This window comes from Pantoea sp. B566 (assembly GCF_024793925.1).
Taxonomy (GTDB): Bacteria; Pseudomonadota; Gammaproteobacteria; order Enterobacterales; family Enterobacteriaceae; genus Pantoea; species Pantoea ananatis.
The window spans coordinates 1,273,672-1,297,027 of record NZ_JANUQL010000003.1; the positions used below are offsets into that span (position 1 = coordinate 1,273,672).

The following is a 23,356-nucleotide window of genomic DNA, read 5'->3' on the forward strand; positions in this document are numbered from 1 at the left end:
GCGACGATTGCGCTCATTACTCGGTTATTTGGACATTCTTAACTGGGGTAAGCGAACTCACCCCGCTCATCAATCTTTAAATTACCAGCAACAGGGCCAGAACCACGACGGCACCCACGCTCATCGACGCCACGTACCAGCGCAGATAACCGTTTTCACTGACCACCAGACCTTTATTGGCGATACGTGAAAGCAACGCAGGGAGGTTCATCAGGCCGTTGAGCGGATCGCGTTTTAACAGCCACGCAATGCCCAGGTACGGTTTGACAAACACCTTGTCGTAGAGCCAGTCGAAGCCCCAGGCGGCGAACCACCAGGTGCCGAAGAAGCGGCCCGGTGCGCTGTTGGCAATACGGGTCACCAGCTGACGTTTGCCCAGCCAAAGTGCGGCTGCAATCACGATGCCGGAAACCGCGACCAGACCCGATGCAATCTCCAGCGTCACTTTACCGTTTTCACCAAACTCATTCGCCGGCAAAACGCCCGCCAGTGGTGGGGTAATCAGTGCGCCAACGAAGGTGGAGAGCACCAGCAGCACCAGCAGCGGCAGATGATGGGTAATGCCTTTACCCGCATGAGCATGAATCTTCTCTTCACCGTGGAACACGATGAAGATCATGCGGAAGGTATAAATTGAGGTCAGGAATGCACCCACCAGGCCCGCTACCATCAGGTTAAGATGACCGTTCGCCAGCGCACCAAACAGGATTTCATCTTTACTGTAGAAACCGGCGGTAATCAGTGGCAGTGCCGCCAGCGCGGCGCCGCCCACCAGGAAGCAGGTGTAAACCAGCGGGATGCTCTTACGCAGTCCGCCCATCTTAAAGATGTTCTGCTCGTGGTGGCAGGCCAGAATAACCGAACCTGAGGACAGGAACAGCAGGGCTTTAAAGAAGGCGTGGGTCATCAGGTGGAAAATCGCGGCATCCCACGCCTGTACGCCCAGCGCCAGGAACATGTAGCCAATCTGGCTCATGGTGGAGTAAGCGAGGACGCGTTTGATGTCCGTCTGAACCAGGGCAGCAAAGCCTGCCAGCACCAGGGTAATGGCACCGATAATGCCGACCAGATGCAGCACCTCAGGCGTCAGCAGGAACAGGCCATGCGTGCGCGCAATCAGGTAAACCCCTGCCGTTACCATGGTCGCGGCGTGAATCAGTGCCGATACCGGTGTCGGGCCTGCCATTGCATCGGCCAGCCAGGTCTGTAAGGGCAACTGGGCCGATTTACCGACCGCACCGCCTAACAGCATCAGGGTAGCCCACTGCAGCATGTGATTGTCCGCCGCAAAGTGTGCCGGTGCCAGCTCAACCATCTCGCGGAAGTTGAGCGTACCCAGTTCGTTGTAAAGGATGAACAGCGCAAAGGCCAGAAACACATCGCCGACGCGGGTGATGATAAAGGCTTTCATCGCCGCTTTGCCGTTTTCCGGATTGCTGTAGTAGAAGCCGATCAGGAGGTAAGAACACAGCCCTACCCCTTCCCAGCCCAGATACATCAGCATCAGGTTATCCGCCAGCACCAGAACCACCATGCTGGCGATAAACAGGTTGGTATAAGCGAAGAAGCGTGAATAGCCCTCTTCTCCGCGCATATACCAGGAGGCGAACATATGGATCAGGAAACCGACGCCGGTAACCACCGACAGCATGGTAAGCGAGAGGCCATCCAGAGTCAGATTGACCTGAATGTTAAAATTGCCCACGTGAATCCAGGTCCACAGCGCTTGGGTGAATGCCTGCTGCCCGTTAGCAAAGAAGTCAACGCCAACATACAGGGTAGTCAGTGCGGCTAACCCCACCGATCCCATTCCGACCGTCGCCGACAGATTCTCTGACCAGCGACCACGGGAAAACGCTAACAGCAAAAAGCCGATCAGCGGAAACAAGACAGTTAAATAGAGAAGGTTCATCCGCGCATCTCGCTCACAATATCAATGTTCAGCGTCTGACGACGACGATAGAGCTGAAGCAGCAGGGCCAGACCGATACTGGCTTCCGCTGCGGCGAGGCTGATTGCCAGAATATACATCACCTGACCATCGGCCTGTCCCCAGTAGCTGCCCGCGACGACCAGCGCCAGCGCCGCGGCGTTGATCATAATTTCAAGGCTGATCAGCATAAACAGCAGGTTGCGGCGCAGTACCAGCGAGGTCAGGCCAAGAACGAACAGCACCGCGGCCAAAATCAATCCATGTTGTAACGGGATCATGCTTGCTCCTTATTCGCCTGCGCGGCATCGTTTGAACGGTTGCTCAGGACTTCACCCTGGCGCTCTTCACGTCCCAGATGGAAGGCAACAACCAGACCGGCCAACAGCAGCATTGATGCCAGTTCAACCGCCAGGACATACGGGCCAAACAGGCTAATACCGACCGCTTTCGCGTCGATGATTTTACCGTCAATGCCCTGATCCTGTGCCGTCATGATGGCGTAAATCATGACCGCCAGTAGCAGAAAGGACACCAGACCGGGACCGATCCACAGGGACGGGCTGAGCCATTCGCGTTCCTGTTTCTCCGTGGCCTTGCCCAGGTTGAGCATCATCACGACGAACACGAACAGCACCATGATGGCACCGGCATACACGATGATTTCCAGCGCACCGGCAAAGTAGGCACCCAGGGAGAAAAAGACACCCGCCACCGATAACAGCGAAACGATCAGGTACAGCAACGCATGTACCGGATTAGTGTGGGTAATGACGCGTAACGTCGTCACCACCGCCACCAGTCCGCAAAGATAAAACGCAAATTCCATGCCTTGCTCCTTAAGGTAATAAGCCTTTGACGTCGATGGGTTTCGCTTCATTTTCAGCGTCACCTTTATCTTTACCGTCAATCGCCATACCTGCCATGCGGTAGAAGTTGTACTCCGGATATTTACCCGGCCCCGAGATCAACAGATCGTCTTTTTCATACACCAGATCCTGACGCTTGAACTCGCCCAGCTCGAAATCCGGCGTCAGCTGGATAGCGGTGGTTGGGCAGGCCTCTTCGCACAGGCCGCAGAAAATGCAGCGTGAGAAGTTAATACGGAAGAACTCTGGATACCAACGACCGTCTTTGGTTTCGGCCTTTTGCAGTGAAATACAGCCTACCGGACAGGCTACTGCACACAGGTTACAGGCAACGCAACGCTCTGCCCCATCGGGATCGCGCGTCAAAACGATACGACCACGATAGCGCGGTGGCAGGTAGACCGGCTCTTCCGGATACATCTGGGTTTCGCGTTTCGCGAAGGCGTGCATGCCTATCATCCAGATACTGCGAACTGTCGTGCCGAAGCCTACGACAATATCTTTTAATGTCATTTGTTTACCCCTTACTGCGCTGTGTACAGAATCACTGCGGCGGTCGCCAGCAGGTTCAACAGCGTCAACGGCAGACACACTTTCCAGCCGAACGACAGCACCTGGTCATAGCGTGGACGCGGAAGCGCAGCACGAATCAGGATGAACATCATCATAAAGAACGCCGTTTTCAGGGCGAACCAGATGAAAGGCGGCAGGAAAGGCCCATGCCAGCCCCCGAAGAACAGCGTCACAATCAGTGCTGAGACGGTGGTAATCGCGACGTATTCGCCCACAAAGAACAGGCCGAATTTCATCCCGGCATATTCAATGTGGTAACCGTCGGCCAGCTCTTGCTCAGCTTCTGGCTGGTCAAAAGGATGACGGTGACAGACCGCGACGCCCGCAATACAGAAGGTCAAAAAACCAAAGAACTGCGGGATGATGTTCCACAGGTGCGTCTGGCTGTTGACGATATCGGTCATGTTGAACGATCCCGCCTGGGCCACTACGCCCATCAGCGACAGTCCCAGAAACACTTCGTAACTCAGCGTCTGCGCAGAGGCGCGCATGGCACCTAACAGCGAGTATTTGTTATTACTCGCCCAGCCGGCAAACAGTACGGCATAGACAGCCAGGCCCGCCATCATCAGGAAGAACAGCAGCCCGATGTTCAGGTCGGTGACGACCCAGGTCGGCGAAACCGGCACGATGGCAAATGCCAGCAGCAGTGACACAAAGGCGATGACCGGCGCCAGGGTAAAGATAAAGCGGTCGGTGAACGGGGGAACCCAGTCCTCTTTAAAGAACATCTTGATCATGTCAGCAACCAGCTGCAAGGATCCGCCCCAGCCCACGCGGTTCGGTCCATAGCGGTTCTGGAACAGGCCGAGCAGACGACGCTCGGCGAAGCTCATAAACGCACCGCAGCCCACCACGACCAGCAGAATCACCAGCGCTTTACCCACGGCGATCAGAATGTCGATAACACCTGGAGTTAACCAGCTCATTGCGCCGCCTCCTGCAGAGAATCAATTTTTGCATTCGCCAGGAATGGCGGTACGCCCGGCAGACCGAGTGGAAGCCCCACCTGCCCTGCCTGCAGCGACGCGGAGAAACGCACAGGCAAGCGTACGGTTTCACCGGCACAGGTTAATTCCACAGACGCGCCACTGTTCACGCCCAGCTTAGCCGCATCCTCCGGGTTCAGGACCAGAGTGGGTGCCGACATACGCTGTTGGATAACCGGCGCGCGCTGCGTCATCTCTTCACTACCGAATAGCTGATAGTAAGGCGCGACGCGGAACTGACCGTTAGTGGTATACGCGCCAGGTACGCTGCTGAACCAGGCTAACTGTGCGTCGCTGGCTTCGAACAGACGCACGCCGGGATCGCCGTGACGCAGTTTACCGCCCACTTCATCCTGGAATTTGTTCCATGCCTGAGGTGAGTTCCAGCCTGGCGCCCAGGCAAAGGGGATCTGCGAACGCGGTGCGTTCGGCTGGTTGTTCCCTTCCATTGAGAAGGCAAACATCGTGTCCTGATCCTGCGGCTGACGCGGCTCGTGCACGCTGATGTTGGCGCGCGCGGCGGTACGGCCACTGGCACGATGCGGTGAACGCGCCAGTTTCTGACCACGGATACGGAAGCTGGCATCCGGTGCCGCCTCTTTAATGCCCTTCAGCTGTGGCAGACTGGCAACCACGGCATCAATGACGTGATCCAGCTGCGTCCAGTCAACGTGGCGGCTTTCCAGCGCGCTGTGCAGCGAATGCAACCAGCGCCAGCTTTCCAGCATCACGATGCTGTTGTCATAATAGGCAGGATCGTACACCTGGAAGAAACGCTGTGCGCGCCCTTCGTGGTTGATTGAGGTGCCGTCGCTTTCCGCGAAGCTGGCCGCGGACAAAACCAGTCCGGCTTTCTCCAGCGTGGCGGTGCGTTGATGATCAACGACGATCACGTTAGCGGCCTGATTCAGCGCCGCATCCACCTGCGCTTTTGGCGCATGGCGATAGAGATCGTTTTCCAGTACCACGACCGCATCGGCTTCGCCGCTTTGCAGTTGTTCTAGCGCCTGGTCCAGGGTGTTTCCGCCCATCAGGCCCAGCCCCATGCTGTTCGCATGGCCTGCCAGTAAGGTGATACCGACGTCTGCGCCGCGCGCTTTCAGCGCTTTCGCCACGTTCGCGGCCGCTTCAATCATGGCAGTGCTGCCTGAGTGAACACCGGAAACGATCAGCGGTTTTTTAGCGCCGGCCAGCGCCTGCACGACGACATCCAGCTTGCCGTTCAGCGCAGCGTCGAAATCGCTTACGGCCGGGGCGCTTTCGTCCAGCGCATTGGCGATGGCAAATCCAAGACGTGCCTGATCTTCCACTGGGGCACGATAGCTCCACGCGGCAATATCATCGAGACGCGTTTCATCGACGTTGGTGACAAAGAGCGGATGCTTAGCGTGCTGACCGATATTCATGATGGCCGCGATTTGCCAGTCTGCGACTTTCTGCGCAGCGGCCATTTCACGGGCCTTACCTTTCACAGCCTGGCGCACAGACAGGGCCACGCGCGCGCCAACCTGGGTCAAATCTTCCCCCAGCACCAGCACCGCATCGTAGCTTTCAATTTCACGCAGCGATGGCGTATAAATTCCGCCGTCACGCAGCACTTTTAACAACAGTTCAAGGCGTTCCTGCTCACCGGCAGGCATGCCGGTAGAAAAGTTTTCGGCCCCGACCAGTTCACGCAGCGCAAAGTTGCTCTCGACGCTGGCACGTGGCGAGCCGATACCAATCACGCGTTTCGCCTGGCGCAGCACGTCTGCCCCGACGTTCACCGCCTGCTCCGCATTCAGCGTCACGCGATCGCTGCCGCGCAGCTGCACCGGATGGTGAGGGCGGTCCTTCAGGTTGACGTAACCGTAACCAAAGCGACCACGGTCACACAGGAAGTAGTGGTTAACGCTGCCATTGTAACGGTTTTCGATGCGGCGCAGCTCGCCATAGCGCTCACCCGGACTGGTGTTACAGCCCACGCTGCACTGCTGACAGATGCTGGGCGCGAACTGCATATCCCATTTACGGTTATAGCGTTCAGAGTGGGTTTTATCGGTAAATACGCCGGTTGGGCAGACTTCAACCAGGTTGCCGGAAAACTCGCTTTCCAGCGTGCCGTCTTCCGGGCGGCCAAAGTAAACGTTGTCATGCGCGCCATAAACGCCCAGATCGGTACCGTCAGCATAATCTTTGTAATACCGCACACAGCGGTAGCAGGCGATACAGCGGTTCATCTCATGCGAAATGAACGGGCCAAGGTCCTGATTACGGTGGGTGCGTTTGGTGAAGCGATAGCGGCGGAAGCTGTGGCCGGTCATTACCGTCATATCTTGCAGATGACAGTTACCGCCCTCTTCGCATACCGGACAGTCGTGCGGGTGGTTGGTCATTAACCACTCAACCACGCTTTCACGGAACTCTTTCGCTTCGCCATCATCAATAGAGATGAAGGTGCCGTCAGACGCCGGCGTCATACAGGACATGACAAGGCGGCCGCGGGTATCTTCAGCGTTCTGGAATTGCTTTACCGCACACTGGCGGCAGGCACCCACGCTTCCCAGCGCCGGATGCCAGCAAAAATAAGGAATATCAAGGCCCAGAGACAGACATGCCTGTAGCAGGTTGTCCGCTCCGTTCACATCATATTCTTTACCGTCTACATGGATTGTAGCCATAGTGACATGCTTCCGTAAGGCTCGTCATAAACGAGCGTTAATCAAATTCTTGTTCCTGCACACTGCAGCAGGAACGGCGGCACAGGGCCAGCTCCCGTGGATAACGGCGAATTACCAGCGCGCTTTCAGCAGGTTTGGCTGAATACCACCGATCGATCGGGTATTACCAAACACCTGCGGCGCGATACCGGCTTCAAACTCTTCACGGAAATATTTAATGGCGCTTTGCAGCGGTTCGACTGCACCGGGTGCGTGGGCGCAGAACGTCTTGCCTGGGCCGAGCTGGCGGCAAAGCTGCTCCAGGGTTTCGATATCCCCCGGCTGGCCTTTTTTCTGCTCCAGCGCGCGCAGGATCTTCACGCTCCACGGCAAACCATCGCGGCATGGCGTACACCAGCCGCAGGATTCACGGGCAAAGAACTCTTCGAGATTGCGCACCAGTGAAACCATATTGATTTCATGGTCCACGGCCATGGCCAGCGCCGTACCCAGACGGCTGCCCGCTTTACCGATGCTGGCGAACTCCATCGGCAGATCCAGATGCTGTTCCGTCAGGAAGTCTGTTCCCGCCCCGCCCGGCTGCCAGGCTTTAAAGCGCAGACCATCGCGCATGCCGCCGGCATAGTCTTCCAGGATTTCACGGGCCGTGATACCGAACGGCAGTTCCCAGACGCCAGGGTTTTTCACCCGACCCGAGAAGCCCATCAGCTTGGTACCCGCATCGTCGCTCTTAGACAGGCCCTGATACCACTCAACGCCGTTTGCCAAAATAGCCGGCACGTTTGACAGCGTTTCAACGTTGTTCACGCAGGTCGGCTTACCCCAAACGCCCGCGCTCGCCGGGAAAGGCGGCTTAGAACGTGGGTTAGCACGGCGTCCTTCCAGCGAGTTAATCAGTGCGGTTTCTTCACCGCAAATATAGCGGCCTGCGCCGGTGTGGACGATGAGTTCGAAATCGAACCCTGAGCCCAGGATATTTTTACCCAGTAACCCGGCTTCGGTCGCTTCAGCGATGGCACGGCGCAGATGCACCGCCGCTTCAATGTATTCGCCACGCAGGAAGATGTAGCCACGGTAGGCTTTCAGGGCAAACGCACTGATCAGCATGCCTTCAACCAACTGATGCGGCATCTGCTCCATCAACAGGCGGTCTTTATAGGTGCCCGGCTCCATTTCATCGGCGTTACACAGCAGGTAACGGATGTTCATGGATTCGTCTTTCGGCATCAGGCTCCACTTCAAACCGGTAGAGAAGCCTGCACCACCGCGTCCCTTCAGGCCGGAATCTTTCACCAGCGCCACGATCTCGTCGGGTGCCATGCCCTTCAGTGCTTTTTCCGCACCGGCGTAGCCGTTTTTGCTGCGGTACTCATCCAGCCATACCGGCTGCTGATCGTCGCGCATGCGCCACGTCAGTGGATGGGTTTCGGCAGTACGAATGATCTGTTTAATTGTCATTGATACTGCTCCAGCAAAGAGGCGATGCCTTCCGGCGTCAGATGAACGTGCGTATCTTCATCCACCATCATGGTTGGGCCTTTATCGCAGTTACCCAGACAGCAAGTCGGCAGCAACGTAAAGCGGCCGTCGGTCGTGGTCTGGCCGGGCTTGATATTGAGGTTTTCTTCCAGCGCAGCCTGAATGCCCTGAAAACCGGTAATGTGACAGACCACGCTGTCGCAGTAGCGGATCACGTGGCGGCCAACCGGCTGGCGGAAAATCTGGCTGTAGAACGTTGCCACACCTTCTACGTCGCTGGCGGGAATGCCCAGAACGTCGGCAATCGCATGAATCGCGCCGTCTGGTACCCAGCCACGTTGTTTCTGTACGATTTTCAGCGCTTCAATTGACGCGGCGCGTGCATCTTCGTAATGGTGTTTTTCGTGCTCAATCGCATGGTGCTCTTCCGCACTCAGCACGAAGACCTCGTTAGGGTCGATCGTTTTAATAGCAATGTGTTGATCGTGCATAATTAGCGGTCCACGTCTGACATAACAAAGTCGATACTACCGAGGTACACGATTAAATCGGATACCAGGCTGCCACGGATTACCGAAGGAATCTGCTGCAGGTGCGGGAAGCTCGGCGTACGCACACGTGTGCGATAACTCATCGTGCTGCCATCGCTGGTCAGGTAGTAACTGTTAATCCCTTTGGTCGCCTCAATCATCTGGAAGGATTCATTGGCCGGCATAACCGGGCCCCATGATACCTGCAGGAAGTGAGTGATCAGGGTTTCAATGTGCTGCAGCGTGCGCTCTTTTGGCGGCGGGGTTGTCAGCGGATGATCGGCTTTAAACGGCCCTTCCGGCATGTTGTTCAGGCACTGTTCCAGAATACGCAGCGACTGCCACATCTCTTCCATTTTCAGCTGTACGCGCGTGTAGGCATCGCTGATACCGGCACCCACGGGCACTTCGAAGTCGAAGTTTTCATAGCCTGAATAGGGACGCCATTTACGCACGTCAAAATCGAGACCGGTGGCGCGCAGGGCTGCACCTGTGGTGCCCCAGGCGAGCGCTTCTTCCATATTGTAGGCTGCCACACCTTGCGAACGGCCCATCAGAACGGTGTTGCGCAGCGCCGCTTTGTCATACTCTTTCAGGCGCTTTGGCATCCAGTCCAGGAAGTCACGCAGCAGGCGCTCCCAGCCTTTCGGCAGATCGTGTGCCACACCGCCAATACGAAACCAGGCCGGGTGCATACGGAAACCGGTAATCGCCTCAACCACATCATAAATTTTCTGACGGTCGGTAAAGGCAAAGAACACCGGCGTCATTGCGCCAACGTCCTGAATAAAGGTCGAGATGTACAGCAGGTGACTGTTGATGCGGAACAGCTCAGAGAGCATGACGCGAATAACATTCACGCGGTCAGGCACCACGATACCAGCCAGTTTCTCAACGGCCAGTACGTAAGGCATTTCGTTAACGCAGCCACCAAGGTACTCAATACGGTCGGTGTAAGGAATGTAGCTGTGCCAGGACTGACGTTCGCCCATTTTCTCTGCGCCACGGTGGTGATAACCAATATCCGGGACGCAATCGACGATCTCTTCCCCATCCAGCTGCAAAATGATGCGGAAAGCACCGTGCGCTGACGGGTGGTTTGGACCGAGGTTGAGGAACATGAAATCTTCGTTGGCGGTGCTGCGTTTCATGCCCCAGTCTTCCGGCTTGAACGTCAGCGCTTCCATTTCCAGATCTTCTTTCTGCTTCGTCAGCGTGAAAGGATCGAATTCGGTCGCACGCGCAGGATAGTCCTTGCGCAGCGGATGCCCTTCCCAGGTCTGCGGCATCATAATACGCGTCAGATGCGGGTGACCATCAAAGGTGATACCAAACATCTCCCAGGTTTCGCGCTCGTACCAGTTGGCATTGGCGAAAATATTGGTGATGGTCGGCACATGCATATCGTTTTCAGATAAAGCCACCTTGAGCATGATGTCGCGATTGCGTTCAATCGAGAGCAGGTGGTAGAAAACGGAAAAATCCGCAGCAGGTAAACCGGCGCGGTGGGTACGTAAGCGTTCGTCCATGCCATGCAGGTCATACAGCATGACGTACGGCTTAGGAAGTTTTCGCAGGAATGTAATGATTTCCAGCAGCTGTTCACGCTTTACCCAAACAACCGGAATACCGGTGCGGGTCGCCTGAACGGTAAAGGCATCCGGCCCAAAACGATTACGCAGCTCGCCGATCACCGGGTCATCCAGGTGATCCCGGGTTTGCCATAGCGGCTGAGCGAGATCTTGCGTGGTCAAATCTGTCATACGTTACTCACCATTCCGGCCTGATAACAGGCGCTCAAATGAAGGCGTCAGGATGGTGCCATGCATTAATTTGTGGTGTTGTCTGCTGCAGGCACTGATTCCATCCATACGGTTAACTTAAACTTCGTCTGGTGTACGCAGGTTGGTTACTGCAATACGTTCGCCACGCTTACGTTCACGCTCAGACTGCATATTGGCACGGTAAACGCCCTGGTCTCCGACCACCCACGAAAGGGGACGGCGCTCTTTGCCAATGGATTCCTGCAGCAGCAGCAGTGCCTGCATGTAAGCTTCAGGGCGCGGCGGGCAACCCGGGATATACACGTCAACCGGCAGAAACTTATCAACGCCCTGCACGACAGAATAGATATCGTACATGCCGCCTGAGTTGGCACAGGCACCCATGGAAATCACCCATTTCGGCTCCAGCATCTGATCGTACAAACGCTGAATCACCGGGGCCATTTTGGTAAACGGCGTACCGGCAATGACCATGAAGTCGGCCTGACGTGGCGATGCACGCATAACCTCTGCACCGAAACGCGCGACGTCGTGCACGGCGGTGAAGGAGGTGGTCATCTCAACGTAGCAGCATGAAAGACCAAAGTTGTAAGGCCACAGGGAGTTTTTACGTCCCCAGTTCACCATGTCGTGCAGGGCGTGTTCGAGCTTGCCCATGTAGACGCTGCGATGAACGTGCTGCTCCAGCGGATCGCTGACGATTTCCTGCTTTTGCAGAGGGTAACGGTCGTTCTCACCACCGTTTGGGTCTATGCGGGTGAGCGTATAGTCCATCTTATTGCCTCTCTTTTACTGCTTATGAGGATTGGTGTGACTTACCGTGGGCGTTTTAACCACGATTCGCCGGCGTGCAGGCGTCCAGTCCAACGCGCCAATGCGCACCAGATAAACCAGGCCCGCCAGGAGCACCAAAATGAAAATTGCGGCTTCCACAAAGCCGACCCAGCCGCTTTCACGGATAGAGGTCGCCCATGCGTATAAAAAGAGAGCTTCTACGTCGAAGATAACGAAGAACATCGCTACCAGGTAGAATTTTGCTGATAAGCGGAGGTGAGTGTCACCGACGGATTCAATGCCGGACTCAAAAGGTGTGTCTTTGTAACGGGCACGCGCTCTGCCGCCAAGCAGCCAGCCTCCGGTTAACATGAACGCACAGAGGCCAAAAGCGATGACGATAAATACGACGAATGCCCAATGCTGAGCGATGATTTCGGTGGTAGTTGACATACTCATTGCTTACTCATCAAAAGTGGCGCGGGCATCCTGCTCGGGTTCTGGCAGCAAACTCACCACATCGATTCAAAGGGAAGGATAAAAACCTTACAAATTTTGCTGTTACTCTGCAATAAGCAGCAATTTTATGGGGTTTTTTACTCCTTTCTATAACCTTTTGTCAACTTTGACAAAAGTATCCAAACTTTATTTTACACCTACATCATATTATTAACATATGATGCGCGTGTTTCCAGCTAAATCGCTTCAGTCTGTAAGGGTAATTTTAGTGTAGCGGGTATTTGCGCGCATGGATCGTGCAATTAACCCTCATATTTTGACAGGATTTCGGGGGTTTTCCTTCCCTTGGGAATGGCTATTTTGTTGATCCAGAACACAGAATTATCTTTTTTGTGTTAAATTTCAGCAGTTATCAGACTGATTCGAATCAAATATTTTACATTTTGCCTCTCGCCCGCCATTTACATCGCGCTGAAATGCTTGCGGGCAGGCGATAAACTCAGCGTCTCCGGGCGGGTTTTTATTTCGCAGGAAAAAGGTCAAAAAAAAGCCTCCTGTTCTTTTTACAGAACAAGAGGCCTGTTTACAGCCATTATCTTACCGGTGAATGACGTTTTTTTTGCGACAGCGTGAAAATGTTACTCTTCGTCATCCAGCAACAGCGTGCCGTCAGCGTTGGCCACCATGTTGTACGGATCGTGCGTGGACTGCATAGCATTAAAGATAGCCAGCGCCAGCTCGTTGTCGCTGTCGGCATTACGGCACAGCAGATACTGCGTATCCGGTAAAACCGGCAAGCCTTCTGCTGCGCCCATCACGCGCAGTTCCGGGCTCATCATTTCTACCGGACGCGCCGTTACACCCAATCCTGCTTTGACTGCCGCACGAACGGCCGCCAGGGTTGATGCAACGTAAGAGATACGCCACGGGATACCGGCTTCGTTGAGATGATCAATCGCCATATCACGATACGGACTGGGTTCATCAAGCAGTACCAGTGGAATAGCTTCTCCACGCTGGAACACATAATCCGCCGCGCAATACCACAGGGTCGGAGAGGTACGCAGAACCTGATGGGTAAAGTTACCCGGGCTTGACGTCGTGACGACTAAGTCAACTTCGCCCTGATTCAGCATTTCCATCATGAACGGATTGCGTTTCACGCGAACATCAATCGCCAGTTTTGGATAGACAGAGGTCACGCGGTTTAACAGGAACGGCAGAATGGTATCTGAGGTATCGTCAGAAGCGCCAATCGTCAGTACACCCTGGATGTTGCTGTACATCAGTGAAGTACAGGCTTCATCGTTAAAACGCAGGATTTTCCTGGCATAGCCCAGAAGCTGAATGCCGTGTTCAGTTAACAACTTGTTGCGGCCATGTCTGGCAAACAACTCTTTACCGACCAGTTGTTCCAGACGTTGCATCTGCTGACTCACTGCCGATTGCGTTCTGCACACCGCAGCAGCAGCGGCTGCAAAGGTGTTCAGGTCAGCTACAGCAACAAAAGTCCGGAGCAGATCGAGATCGAGATTGAGTATCGGACGATTTGCATTAGTCATGTTTTTTCTTCACTTATTAGATTTTTAAGAACTACTATCCTGGTGTTATTACAAGCTTATCAAAGCGATAAGCGGTAATGATGCTTCATGACGTCCCGGCAAAGGGCCGACATAAAATTTACTTACGGAGGAAGACGGTACTTCCCTGCAAAACAGGGAAACCGGGTCCTGAAGACAGAGACAACTTCTGTACCGAAGGCACTGGATGCAAAAATGCGGGAAGCTGTGTAGTTGTCTTTTCCTACCCCCAAAGTGCCCTCAGGCAGGGGTAAACGGGTCTGTAATACGCTAACGGTACGCAGCGTTTAATCTCATCAAATATTAAATTATACTTAATCATTTTTGACCGCAAAATGGAAATGTTTTTGTGAAAAGCATTGCATATTTTGATCAAATAGCATCTTACATCCCTTCGAGAATGTCCTGAGCGGACGTAACCTGCCTGAAAACAGGAAATACGACTTTTCAGCGATGAAACATGCATTGATGATGCTCCCGGTTGTCTCTCCCGGCCCTGAAAATCTTATAAAAAACCTTTGATATAAGATAGTTAACATTATGCACCATCGTTTTTTTTCAGGTTACTCTGAGTTGAGGCCGCTTTTTGCGTGCAAATTTTATGCATCAATAAAGCATAATTAAACTATTTCACTCATGACGCATCACAGATTCTCAGATTGTTTTACGGCCTTCAGGTTCATTATCGGCAAAATAAAAGCAGACATTACCCAGCGCTCAATTTTTAATCGCAGCATAATAAACTAATAAAACTCAAAAAAACAAACGTTACAACCGGCCTGCTTGATAACCAATACGCATTCCATCGTCTGGCTGGAGACAAAGATGCTGAACACGCCAAAACCGCGCCCTGCCCTTCTTTTGTCGGCCTGAGGAGAGTACATTGTGCAGGTTTGTTTTCAGCGGCAGGCACAAGGATTCTGCACATTAAGGCGGCCACAATGACTTTTCAAATTGATAAATCCGGCAAACTGGACAATGTCTGTTACGACATTCGTGGACCGGTTTTAAAAGAGGCTAAACGCCTCGAAGAAGAAGGTAATAAAGTTCTTAAGTTGAACATCGGCAATCCGGCCCCCTTTGGCTTCGAAGCGCCGGACGAGATTCTGGTTGATGTCATCCGTAACCTTCCCAGCGCACAGGGATACTGTGACTCCAAAGGATTGTATTCTGCTCGTAAAGCCATCATGCAGCACTACCAGGCGCGTGACATGCGCGACGTCACGGTGGAAGACATCTATATCGGCAACGGTGTTTCTGAACTCATCGTCCAGGCCATGCAGGCGCTGCTGAACAGCGGTGATGAAATGCTGGTGCCGGCACCTGACTACCCGCTGTGGACCGCGGCCGTGTCGCTCTCAAGCGGCAAAGCCGTGCACTACCTGTGTGATGAGTCCGCAGGCTGGTTCCCGGATCTGGATGATATCCGCAGTAAAATTACGCCACGCACGCGCGGCATCGTGATTATCAATCCCAATAATCCAACCGGTGCGGTTTACAGCAAAGCACTGTTGATGGAAGTCGTTGAGATTGCCCGCCAGCATAACCTGATTATTTTCGCTGACGAGATCTACGATAAAATTCTGTACGACGACGCACAGCATCACTCTATTGCTGCACTGGCGCCGGACTTGCTGACCGTAACCTTTAACGGCCTGTCTAAAACCTATCGCGTAGCGGGTTTCCGCCAGGGCTGGATGGTGCTAAACGGCCCCAAAAAGCATGCTAAAGGTTATATCGAAGGGCTGGAGATGCTGGCATCCATGCGTCTGTGTGCCAACGTCCCCGCGCAGCATGCCATTCAGACTGCGTTGGGCGGCTATCAGAGCATTAGTGAGTTTATTGTGCCTGGCGGGCGGCTCTATGAACAGCGTCAGCGCGCATGGGAACTGATCAACGATATTCCCGGCGTGAGCTGTGTGAAGCCGCAGGGCGCACTTTATATGTTCCCGCGTATTGATGCCAAAAAATTCAATATCCACGACGATCAGAAAATGGTGCTGGATTTCCTGCTACAGGAGAAAGTGCTACTGGTTCAGGGAACGGCGTTTAACTGGCCGTGGCCCGATCATCTGCGCATCGTGACGCTGCCGCGCGTCGACGATCTGGAAATGGCGATCAATAAGTTTGGCCGTTTTCTGCAAGGCTACCGCCAGTAGTCCGGATGCGCCTATACTGATGTGATTTCGGGGAGAGCACGCCTCTCCCCTGTCGCAAACAGGAATTACCATGACTCAGAGCCATTTCTTCGCCCATCTTTCCCGTCTCAAACTCATCAACCGCTGGCCGCTGATGCGCAACGTGCGCACCGAGAACGTCTCTGAACACAGTTTGCAGGTCGCGATGGTTGCCCACGCGCTGGCCATCATTAAAAATAAGAAGTTTAACGGCAACCTTAATGCCGAGCGCATCGCCATGATGGCGCTGTATCACGACGCCAGTGAAGTGCTGACCGGAGACTTACCCACGCCGGTGAAGTACTACAACGCGCAGATCGCCCACGAATACAAAAAGATTGAGAAAATCGCGCAGCAGAAGTTGATTGAGATGCTGCCGGACGAGTTGCAGGATGTTTACCGTCCGCTGATTGATGAGCATCTGCACAGTGAGGAAGAAAAAGCCGTCGTGAAACAAGCCGATGCGATCTGTGCCTACGTAAAATGCCTGGAAGAGCTGTCGGCCGGCAATAATGAGTTTTTGTTAGCAAAAGCGCGGCTGGAAAAAACCCTGAATCAGCGTCGTTCGCCCGAAATGAGCTATTTCGTGGAGGTCTTCATTCCCAGCTTTAGCCTGTCTCTGGACGAAATCTCGCAGGACACGCCGCTCTGACAATGGCGGCTTCACGCCGCCCTTTTACCTAGCCTTGATGGTGAAACGCAAACTTGCCCGTCGATCGTTTGGTGACCACCAGCGATTCCAGTGAAGTCAGGCGCAGCGCCACTTCGTCAATGCGTGGCGTATCATCAGGCGCATTCGCGGCGATCACGGCACAGCCCGCAGCTAACCCGGCGATCACGCCGGCCGGCGCATCTTCTACCACTACGCAGTCGGCTGGCGACAGCTTTAACCTTTCTGCACCCAGTAAGTAAGGATCGGGTTCTGGCTTGCCCTTCGCCACCTGTTCGGCCGTAATAAACACGGCAGGCTGAGGTAAACCTGCTGCTTTGTGACGCGCATGCGCCACCGGAACGGAGCCGGAGGTGACAATCGCCCAGGGGATTTGCAACGCATTCAGCTGCGTGAGCAACGCTTTTGCGCCTGGCAGCGCCCGCACGCCGTCCGTGTCTTCTGCTTCCGTTTTTTCCAGCGCCAGAAACTCGGCCTGGATTGCGGCTTCTGACTGGCCCGCCATAAAGTGGCGCAGTGAAGTAATCGCCTGCTTTCCGTGAATGAAGTCCAGAATCTCATCAGCCGCAATGCCATGACGTGCACCCCAGTTGCTCCAGGCGCGTTCAACCGCGGGTAGCGAATCCACTAAGGTGCCATCTAAATCAAATAAAAAACCACTGTACTCCACGCGTCACTCCTCATCAGGCGTTAATGATTTGCGCAATCTCGTTTACGCTTAAATGGTATTGGCGAGGACAAGTCTGCCACAAAGCCAGCATACGTTGATACTTTTCCCACATCGGCGTTTGCGCATTAAAGCCATGCGTTCCCGCATCAAAATGGGTATAGCGCCCTTCGATGTTCACCATAAACCGCACATAACCGAGATAGCGGGATTCCGTGGCGGCATCAAACCCCAGAAATGCCAGACGTCGTGGGTCGATATCGCCTTGGGTCTTGAGATTAGCCCAGGAGACCTGCAGCGCGTGGTGCATTTCCATAATGTCGATAAGCGTCCGGCAGGTCTCTTCGGGAAGCTTGCCAAACTCTTTGTCCAGCTCCCGCATTTGCAGGCCATAGCCACGCTCAATGATAGTCTGGTAGCGACGAAAACGTTCGGCGCTCTCCGGTTCCAGCATTGCCATGATTTTGTACTGGTTAGTCAGGATCAAACGTTGCGCGTGGGTCATTTCCATCATCTTGTCCTCCAGCCCGCGGGCTGTTCAGGTTTTATACGATGGAAAGATAATTACACAGGGGAAGCGATGCGGGCGTAGCCACATCGCTTTTCATTGATTTAACCGCAGGTTTGCGTGCAATAATTTCTGCACGGTGCGGATTAAAGATCGTCCAGAAAGGTGCGGTCCAACTGTTTAAAGGCGCGCTTAAGCAGATCGGCCAGTGCCTGGTAAGTTGGTTTGCCTTCAACCGGTGCGATCGCCTGACCTGCGGCTTCCAGCTTCGTGCGCACTTCATGGAACCAGCGCAGCAGCGTGGGCGGCAATGGGGTGACGGATCGCTTACCCAGCCACCATAATCCCTGCATAGGCAAACTACAGGCAAAGAGAGCCGTTGCTACTGCCGGGCCCAATTGCCCACCCATCGCGATCTGCCATGTGAGCGTAAAGACCGCCAGCGGCGGCATAAAGCGAATCGCAAAGCGCGTAGCCGTCGATACCCGGTTCTCAGGAAAGACCGGTGCCAGGCGTTTATCGTTGGGCCAGGTCTTCATATAATGCTGTCCGCGTTGAAACATCCGGAACCAGCCGGTGTGAGATTCATTCGCCATGGCTCGCCTCAACTAATACTGTATTTTTTGAAAAATAATTATAACCACACAACTTTACGTAACATCCTTCAAATATTTTTGTCTTTAAAGGTGACTCCGGCTATTCTGACGCCGTTTTAACAGCGTCACTGCCGCAACTTCCCTTGTAACAGAGACGACAAGGCCCGTTTTAAGCGAAATTTCAAATTTATGCGTAAAGACTCAATTTTTTTTTGCATAAAACGCACTATTTTGACCTGGGTATGACTTCTGTCATTAATCTGGCTGCGTCGATGGGCTACGCTGTAAGTCTGATTGCGTTATTTTTAGCCACTTTTAACAAATAGGTACTTCCATGTCGAGTAAGTTAGTACTGGTTCTGAATTGCGGCAGCTCTTCTCTCAAGTTTGCCATTCTTAATCCCACCAGCGGTGAAGAATTCCTCTCGGGTCTGGCTGAATGCTTCCACCTGCCCGAAGCACGGATCAAATGGAAACTTGATGGTCAGAAGCAGGAAGCACCTTTAGGTGCTGGCGCAGCCCACAGCGAAGCGCTGAATTTCATTGTTAAAACAATTCTGGCACAAAAACCAGAGCTTTCAGCACAAATCGCTGCAATAGGTCACCGTATTGTTCACGGCGGCGAAAAACTTACGCAGTCAGTGGTCATTTCTCAGTCTGTTGTGCAGGGTATCAAAGATGCATCATCTTTTGCACCACTGCATAACCCAGCGGGCCTGATTGGCATTGATGAAGCCATGAAAAACTTCCCGCACTTATCTGACAAGAATGTGGCGGTTTTTGACACGGCTTTCCATCAGACAATGCCGGAAGAGTCCTACCTTTATGCGCTGCCGTATGCCCTGTATAAAGAGCACGGCGTGCGCCGCTACGGTGCGCACGGTACCAGCCACTACTATGTCACCCACGAAGCGGCAAAAATGCTGAATAAGCCGCTAGAAACGCTGAACATCATTACCTGTCATCTCGGTAACGGCGGGTCTGTTTCTGCTATCCGTAACGGTGAGTGTGTGGATACGTCTATGGGCCTGACCCCGCTGGAAGGCCTGGTCATGGGGACCCGCAGCGGCGATATCGATCCGGCCATTATCTTCTTCCTGCACGACACGCTGGGCATGAGCGTCGATGCCATTAACAAGATGCTGACCAAAGAGTCGGGGCTGTTAGGGCTGACCGAAGTCACCAGCGACTGCCGTTATGTTGAAGACAACTACGCCACCAAAGAAGATGCTAAACGCGCAATGGATGTCTTCTGCCACCGTCTGGCCAAATACATTGGCAGCTATACCGCGCTGATGGACGGTCGTCTCGATGGCGTGGTCTTCACCGGCGGTATCGGTGAAAATGCGGCGATGGTGCGTGAGCTGACCCTGGACAAGCTGGCGCTGCTGGGCTTTGACATTGACCACGAGCGCAACCTGGCGGCTCGCTTTGGCAAGTCAGGTTTTATCAACAAAGAAGGCACTCGCCCGGCAGTGGTGATCCCCACTAACGAAGAGTTAGTGATTGCCCGAGATGCCGCTCGCCTTACCGCCTGATCTCATTTCGTCGTCAGCTCCGGCTGACGGCGTTGTTTTGACACCCAGTGAAATCTGAGAGGTTCAATCGTGTCACGTACAATTATGCTCATTCCGACCGGCACCAGCGTCGGTCTGACCAGCGTTAGCCTTGGCGTTATTCGCGCCATGGAACGTAAAGGCGTTCGACTGAGCGTTTTCAAACCCATTGCACAACCGCGTGCGGGCGGCAATGCACCTGACCAGACCACCAGCATTGTGCGCAAGAGTTCAGGCATCCCGGCCGCAGAGCCGCTGCCGATGTCCCGTGTGGAATCGCTGCTGGGTTCTAATCAGCAAGACGTGCTGATGGAAGAAATTATTGCCCGCTACCACGCCAATGCGCAGGATGCTGAAGTGGTTCTGGTTGAAGGCCTGGTGCCTACGCGTAAGCACCAGTTTGCCAGCGCGCTGAACTATGAAATCGCCAAAACGTTAAACGCTGAAATCGTCTTCGTGACCGCGCTGGGTAACGATTCTCCCGCACAGCTCAAAGAGCGTATTGAACTGACACAAAGCAGCTTTGGCGGTTCGAAGAATAAAAGCATCACCGGTGTGATCATCAACAAGCTGAACGCGCCCGTTGATGAGCAGGGCCGTACGCGCCCTGACCTGTCTGAAATTTTCGATGACTCATCGAAGGCCAGCATCGCGAATATCAATCCTGACCAGCTGTTTGCCAACAGTCCCTTGCCCATTTTGGGTTGTGTGCCGTGGAGCTTCGACCTGATTGCGACCCGCGCCATTGATATGTGCCGCCACCTGAACGCCCGGATTATTAACGAAGGTGAAATTCAGACCCGCCGTGTCAAATCAGTGACCTTCTGCGCACGCAGCATCCCGCACATGCTTGAGCATTTCCGCCCGGGCTCGCTGCTGGTCACCTCGGCTGACCGCCCTGACGTGCTGGTTGCCGCCTGTCTGGCCGCGATGAACGGTATTGAGATCGGTGCCATTCTTTTAACCGGTAACTATGAAATTGACGAGCGCATCGCCAAACTGTGCGATCGCGCCTTCCAGACTGGCCTGCCGGTCTTCATGGTCAAAACCAATACCTGGCAGACCTCGCTCAGCCTGCAAAGCTTTAACCTCGAAGTACCGGTTGATGACACGCAGCGCATTGAAAAAGTCCAGGAATACGTCGCAAGTTACATTAACGCGGACTGGATCGAGTCGCTGACCGCCACGTCTGAGCGCAGTCGCCGCCTGTCGCCGCCGGCTTTCCGCTATCAGTTAACCGAACTGGCTCGCAAGGCTGGCAAGCGCATTGTTCTGCCGGAAGGGGATGAACCCCGTACCGTTAAAGCCGCAGCAATCTGTGCCGACCGCGGCATTGCGACCTGTGTCCTGCTGGGCAATCCGGATGAAATCCAGCGCGTTGCGGCAGCCCAGGGCGTTGAGCTGGGTAAAGGCATTGAGATAGTCGATCCTGAAGTGGTGCGTCAGAACTATGTTCCGCGTCTGGTCGAGCTGCGCAAAAGCAAAGGAATGACCGAGGTGGTTGCGCAGGAACAGCTGGAAGATAACGTGGTGCTGGGCACCATGATGCTGGAAAGCGGGGAAGTTGACGGGTTGGTCTCGGGCGCGGTACATACAACGGCCAACACCATTCGTCCGCCGTTACAGCTGATCAAAACCGCGCCCAACAGCTCACTGGTGTCATCCGTGTTCTTTATGCTGCTGCCAGAGCAGGTGCTGGTCTACGGCGACTGCGCGATCAACCCCGATCCAACGGCTGAACAGCTGGCAGAAATTGCCATTCAGTCTGCCGATTCAGCGAAAGCCTTCGGCATCGATCCACGCGTCGCCATGATTTCCTACTCAACCGGTAATTCAGGTGCCGGTAGCGACGTGGAGAAAGTGCGTGAAGCCACGCGTCTTGCGCAGGAAAAACGCCCGGATCTGGTGATTGATGGGCCGTTGCAGTACGACGCGGCGATTATGGAAGACGTGGCAAAATCCAAGGCGCCCAACTCGCAGGTTGCCGGACGCGCAACGGTCTTTATTTTCCCGGATCTCAACACCGGTAACACCACCTACAAAGCGGTGCAGCGTTCCGCTGACCTGATTTCAATCGGGCCAATGCTGCAGGGCATGCGTAAGCCGGTCAACGACCTGTCACGCGGCGCACTGGTAGACGATATCGTCTACACCATTGCCCTGACGGCGATTCAGTCGCAGCAGGCTGAAGGTTAATCCCTTCCCGTTGAACAAGAGCATGCAGACTGCATGCTCTTTTTTTATGCCTATTGCAGCGTAACGTCGAGCGCGCGCAGGTGCTGAGGTTGCCAGGACAAGGTCACTTCACTGCCCGCCGTCCAGCCGGGTGAGACCTCCGATGAGGCCATTTTCACCATAAAGTTTCCCTGACCAGCAACTTCCGTCAGCATTCTCACGTGGTCACCCAGATAGATAAACTGCTGGATTTGGGCCTGGACCGACTGATCGCCCGGTTTGGCTGCATTTACGTTGATGCGTTCAGGGCGGATACTGAGCTGTATTTTCTTGCCCGGAGAACTGGGCCGCACCTTCAGCGCATCCAGCTGGATACCGTTATCCAGCGTCACCTGATAGTAATCACCCTGCTGCCCTGACTGGGTTGCCAGCAGGCTGTTATTCTCGCCAATAAACTGCGCCACGAAGGCGTTGTCGGGCTGTTCATAAAGCTTATTCGGGCTGTCCATTTGCTGAATCATGCCGTCGTTAAAGACCGCCACCCGGTCAGACATGGTCATAGCTTCGCTCTGATCGTGAGTCACGTAAACAATGGTCAGCCCGAGCATGTTATGCAGCTGCTTAATTTCCATCTGCATGTGTTCACGCAGCTGTTTATCCAGCGCCCCCAGCGGCTCGTCCATCAGGATCAGTTTAGGTTCAAATACCAGCGCCCGCGCCAGGGCCACCCGCTGCTGCTGGCCGCCAGACATCTGTGCGGGATAACGGTCTGCCAGCGAAGTGAGTTTAATCATATCCAGCACCCGCTTAACTCGCTGGGCAATATCGGCCTTGCTCAAACGACGAATCGACAAAGGAAACGCCAGATTTTCGGCCACCGTCATGTGGGGAAAAAGCGCGTAGTTCTGGAATACCATACCGATATCACGCTGATGCGGCGGCAACGTGTGCAAAGGTTTATCACGAAGCAGTATCTCGCCATCGGTGGGCGTTTCAAATCCTGCCAGCATCATGAGGCTGGTCGTTTTCCCGGAGCCTGACGGCCCTAACAGGGTCAAAAACTCGCCTTCTGCCACATCCAGATTGAGGTTGCGCACCACCAGCTTGTCGCCGTCGTAGCTCTTTTTGATATTCCGAAAACTGACAAAATTTCTCATGGCGTAATCTCGTAAACAGGATGAAAAAGGGTTTCGGCACGATTCATGCATCATCCTTTTGACGTGCGAATCCTGTCGGGCCTTTTTTTAGCACTACCACAACGCATTTGATTTGCACAAGCAGAATTTGACAATCTAAAAAGAAATGGCTTACAAATTTACTTTGCAGGCCATTGTATTTTATTGTCTTTTTAAATTTAACATTAAATTAACGTGACAGTTAT

20 protein-coding genes are annotated in these 23,356 nt (G+C 54.0%); 4 read left to right on the top strand and 16 right to left on the bottom strand.

Translation table 11 applies throughout. From position 1 onward, the window contains the following. Nucleotides 1-76 precede the first annotated feature (76 nt). The 12 genes from nuoL to lrhA all read right to left on the bottom strand — a co-directional run bounded on the left by nuoL (nt 77) and on the right by lrhA (nt 13,609). A complete protein-coding gene (gene nuoL / locus NYE92_RS07500) occupies nt 77-1,912 on the bottom strand; it encodes an NADH-quinone oxidoreductase subunit L (protein WP_064374127.1) in 1,836 nt (611 codons plus the stop codon). Beyond that, the gene (gene nuoK, locus NYE92_RS07505) at nt 1,909-2,211 is read right to left on the bottom strand and encodes an NADH-quinone oxidoreductase subunit NuoK (protein ID WP_013026506.1); all 303 of its coding nucleotides are present in this window, start codon (nt 2,209-2,211) and stop codon (nt 1,909-1,911) included. The genes nuoL and nuoK overlap by 4 nt, the downstream gene beginning before the upstream one ends. Further along, nucleotides 2,208-2,759, bottom strand: coding sequence for an NADH-quinone oxidoreductase subunit J (gene nuoJ, locus NYE92_RS07510; protein ID WP_014605380.1), 552 nt, complete (start codon nt 2,757-2,759; stop codon nt 2,208-2,210). The genes nuoK and nuoJ overlap by 4 nt, the downstream gene beginning before the upstream one ends. 10 nt (nt 2,760-2,769) lie before the next feature. Beyond that, the gene (gene nuoI, locus NYE92_RS07515) at nt 2,770-3,312 is read right to left on the bottom strand and encodes an NADH-quinone oxidoreductase subunit NuoI (RefSeq protein WP_013026508.1); all 543 of its coding nucleotides are present in this window, start codon (nt 3,310-3,312) and stop codon (nt 2,770-2,772) included. Between the two features lie 11 nt (nt 3,313-3,323). Next, nucleotides 3,324-4,301: an NADH-quinone oxidoreductase subunit NuoH gene (gene nuoH / locus NYE92_RS07520; protein WP_013026509.1), complete on the bottom strand. Its 978-nt coding sequence runs from the start codon at nt 4,299-4,301 to the stop codon at nt 3,324-3,326. Beyond that, the gene (gene nuoG / locus NYE92_RS07525) at nt 4,298-7,021 is read right to left on the bottom strand and encodes an NADH-quinone oxidoreductase subunit NuoG (RefSeq protein WP_078828820.1); all 2,724 of its coding nucleotides are present in this window, start codon (nt 7,019-7,021) and stop codon (nt 4,298-4,300) included. The genes nuoH and nuoG overlap by 4 nt, the downstream gene beginning before the upstream one ends. A 111-nt stretch (nt 7,022-7,132) precedes the next feature. Then, nucleotides 7,133-8,473 (bottom strand): NADH-quinone oxidoreductase subunit NuoF, encoded by a 1,341-nt coding sequence (gene nuoF, locus NYE92_RS07530; protein WP_026021016.1) that lies wholly within the window; start codon nt 8,471-8,473, stop codon nt 7,133-7,135. Nucleotides 8,474-8,475: 2 nt separating this feature from the next. Then, complete coding sequence (gene nuoE, locus NYE92_RS07535) at nt 8,476-8,991, bottom strand: NADH-quinone oxidoreductase subunit NuoE (protein WP_013026512.1); 516 nt, start codon at nt 8,989-8,991, stop codon at nt 8,476-8,478. A 2-nt stretch (nt 8,992-8,993) separates the two neighbouring features. Continuing rightward, the gene (nuoC, locus tag NYE92_RS07540) at nt 8,994-10,793 is read right to left on the bottom strand and encodes an NADH-quinone oxidoreductase subunit C/D (protein WP_013026513.1); all 1,800 of its coding nucleotides are present in this window, start codon (nt 10,791-10,793) and stop codon (nt 8,994-8,996) included. A gap of 117 nt (nt 10,794-10,910) precedes the next feature. Next, entirely contained in the window at nt 10,911-11,588 is a 678-nt protein-coding gene (locus NYE92_RS07545) for an NADH-quinone oxidoreductase subunit B family protein (protein WP_006120026.1), read from the bottom strand. A gap of 15 nt (nt 11,589-11,603) precedes the next feature. Further along, the gene (locus NYE92_RS07550; RefSeq protein ID WP_013026514.1) at nt 11,604-12,047 is read right to left on the bottom strand and encodes an NADH-quinone oxidoreductase subunit A; all 444 of its coding nucleotides are present in this window, start codon (nt 12,045-12,047) and stop codon (nt 11,604-11,606) included. A 638-nt stretch (nt 12,048-12,685) separates the two neighbouring features. After that, nucleotides 12,686-13,609 carry a transcriptional regulator LrhA gene (gene lrhA / locus NYE92_RS07555; RefSeq protein ID WP_013026515.1) on the bottom strand — a complete coding sequence of 308 codons (924 nt, stop codon included), beginning with the start codon at nt 13,607-13,609 and terminating at the stop codon, nt 12,686-12,688. Between the two features lie 959 nt (nt 13,610-14,568). Here lrhA and NYE92_RS07560 point away from each other — a divergent pair. Both NYE92_RS07560 and yfbR read left to right on the top strand, forming a co-directional pair. After that, a complete protein-coding gene (locus NYE92_RS07560; RefSeq protein WP_014594167.1) occupies nt 14,569-15,786 on the top strand; it encodes a pyridoxal phosphate-dependent aminotransferase in 1,218 nt (405 codons plus the stop codon). A 70-nt stretch (nt 15,787-15,856) separates the two neighbouring features. Next, nucleotides 15,857-16,456: a 5'-deoxynucleotidase gene (gene yfbR / locus NYE92_RS07565; protein ID WP_013026517.1), complete on the top strand. Its 600-nt coding sequence runs from the start codon at nt 15,857-15,859 to the stop codon at nt 16,454-16,456. A 28-nt stretch (nt 16,457-16,484) separates the two neighbouring features. Here the strand turns inward: yfbR and NYE92_RS07570 are convergent, their stop codons facing one another. The 3 genes from NYE92_RS07570 to yfbV form a co-directional block, all read right to left on the bottom strand. Beyond that, nucleotides 16,485-17,144, bottom strand: a complete 660-nt coding sequence (locus tag NYE92_RS07570) for a sugar phosphatase (protein ID WP_013026518.1) — start codon at nt 17,142-17,144, stop codon at nt 16,485-16,487. Between the two features lie 13 nt (nt 17,145-17,157). Then, the gene (locus NYE92_RS07575; RefSeq protein ID WP_026021018.1) at nt 17,158-17,652 is read right to left on the bottom strand and encodes a YfbU family protein; all 495 of its coding nucleotides are present in this window, start codon (nt 17,650-17,652) and stop codon (nt 17,158-17,160) included. A 143-nt stretch (nt 17,653-17,795) separates the two neighbouring features. Continuing rightward, nucleotides 17,796-18,245, bottom strand: a complete 450-nt coding sequence (yfbV, locus tag NYE92_RS07580; RefSeq protein ID WP_014605378.1) for a terminus macrodomain insulation protein YfbV — start codon at nt 18,243-18,245, stop codon at nt 17,796-17,798. Between the two features lie 334 nt (nt 18,246-18,579). Here yfbV and ackA point away from each other — a divergent pair, with 334 nt between their 5' ends. After that, nucleotides 18,580-19,782, top strand: a complete 1,203-nt coding sequence (gene ackA, locus NYE92_RS07585) for an acetate kinase (protein ID WP_014594170.1) — start codon at nt 18,580-18,582, stop codon at nt 19,780-19,782. Between the two features lie 84 nt (nt 19,783-19,866). Continuing rightward, entirely contained in the window at nt 19,867-21,996 is a 2,130-nt protein-coding gene (gene pta / locus NYE92_RS07590; protein WP_014594171.1) for a phosphate acetyltransferase, read from the top strand. A 50-nt stretch (nt 21,997-22,046) separates the two neighbouring features. On the opposite strand, the gene NYE92_RS07595 is transcribed toward pta, so the two are convergent. Next, on the bottom strand, nt 22,047-23,132 hold the full coding sequence (locus NYE92_RS07595; RefSeq protein WP_105078779.1) for an ABC transporter ATP-binding protein: 1,086 nt from the start codon (nt 23,130-23,132) through the stop codon (nt 22,047-22,049). Nucleotides 23,133-23,356 lie beyond the last annotated feature (224 nt).

Coding starts and splice junctions, on each gene's coding strand:
- nuoL (WP_064374127.1), bottom strand. CDS start 1,912: ATGAACCTTCTCTATTTAACTGTCTTGTTTCCGCTGATCGGCTTTTTG.
- nuoK (WP_013026506.1), bottom strand. CDS start 2,211: ATGATCCCGTTACAACATGGATTGATTTTGGCCGCGGTGCTGTTCGTT.
- nuoJ (WP_014605380.1), bottom strand. CDS start 2,759: ATGGAATTTGCGTTTTATCTTTGCGGACTGGTGGCGGTGGTGACGACG.
- nuoI (WP_013026508.1), bottom strand. CDS start 3,312: ATGACATTAAAAGATATTGTCGTAGGCTTCGGCACGACAGTTCGCAGT.
- nuoH (WP_013026509.1), bottom strand. CDS start 4,301: ATGAGCTGGTTAACTCCAGGTGTTATCGACATTCTGATCGCCGTGGGT.
- nuoG (WP_078828820.1), bottom strand. CDS start 7,021: ATGGCTACAATCCATGTAGACGGTAAAGAATATGATGTGAACGGAGCG.
- nuoE (WP_013026512.1), bottom strand. CDS start 8,991: ATGCACGATCAACACATTGCTATTAAAACGATCGACCCTAACGAGGTC.
- nuoC (WP_013026513.1), bottom strand. CDS start 10,793: ATGACAGATTTGACCACGCAAGATCTCGCTCAGCCGCTATGGCAAACC.
- NYE92_RS07545 (WP_006120026.1), bottom strand. CDS start 11,588: ATGGACTATACGCTCACCCGCATAGACCCAAACGGTGGTGAGAACGAC.
- NYE92_RS07550 (WP_013026514.1), bottom strand. CDS start 12,047: ATGAGTATGTCAACTACCACCGAAATCATCGCTCAGCATTGGGCATTC.
- lrhA (WP_013026515.1), bottom strand. CDS start 13,609: ATGACTAATGCAAATCGTCCGATACTCAATCTCGATCTCGATCTGCTC.
- NYE92_RS07560 (WP_014594167.1), top strand. CDS start 14,569: ATGACTTTTCAAATTGATAAATCCGGCAAACTGGACAATGTCTGTTAC.
- yfbR (WP_013026517.1), top strand. CDS start 15,857: ATGACTCAGAGCCATTTCTTCGCCCATCTTTCCCGTCTCAAACTCATC.
- NYE92_RS07575 (WP_026021018.1), bottom strand. CDS start 17,652: ATGGAAATGACCCACGCGCAACGTTTGATCCTGACTAACCAGTACAAA.
- yfbV (WP_014605378.1), bottom strand. CDS start 18,245: ATGGCGAATGAATCTCACACCGGCTGGTTCCGGATGTTTCAACGCGGA.
- ackA (WP_014594170.1), top strand. CDS start 18,580: ATGTCGAGTAAGTTAGTACTGGTTCTGAATTGCGGCAGCTCTTCTCTC.
- pta (WP_014594171.1), top strand. CDS start 19,867: ATGCTCATTCCGACCGGCACCAGCGTCGGTCTGACCAGCGTTAGCCTT.
- NYE92_RS07595 (WP_105078779.1), bottom strand. CDS start 23,132: ATGAGAAATTTTGTCAGTTTTCGGAATATCAAAAAGAGCTACGACGGC.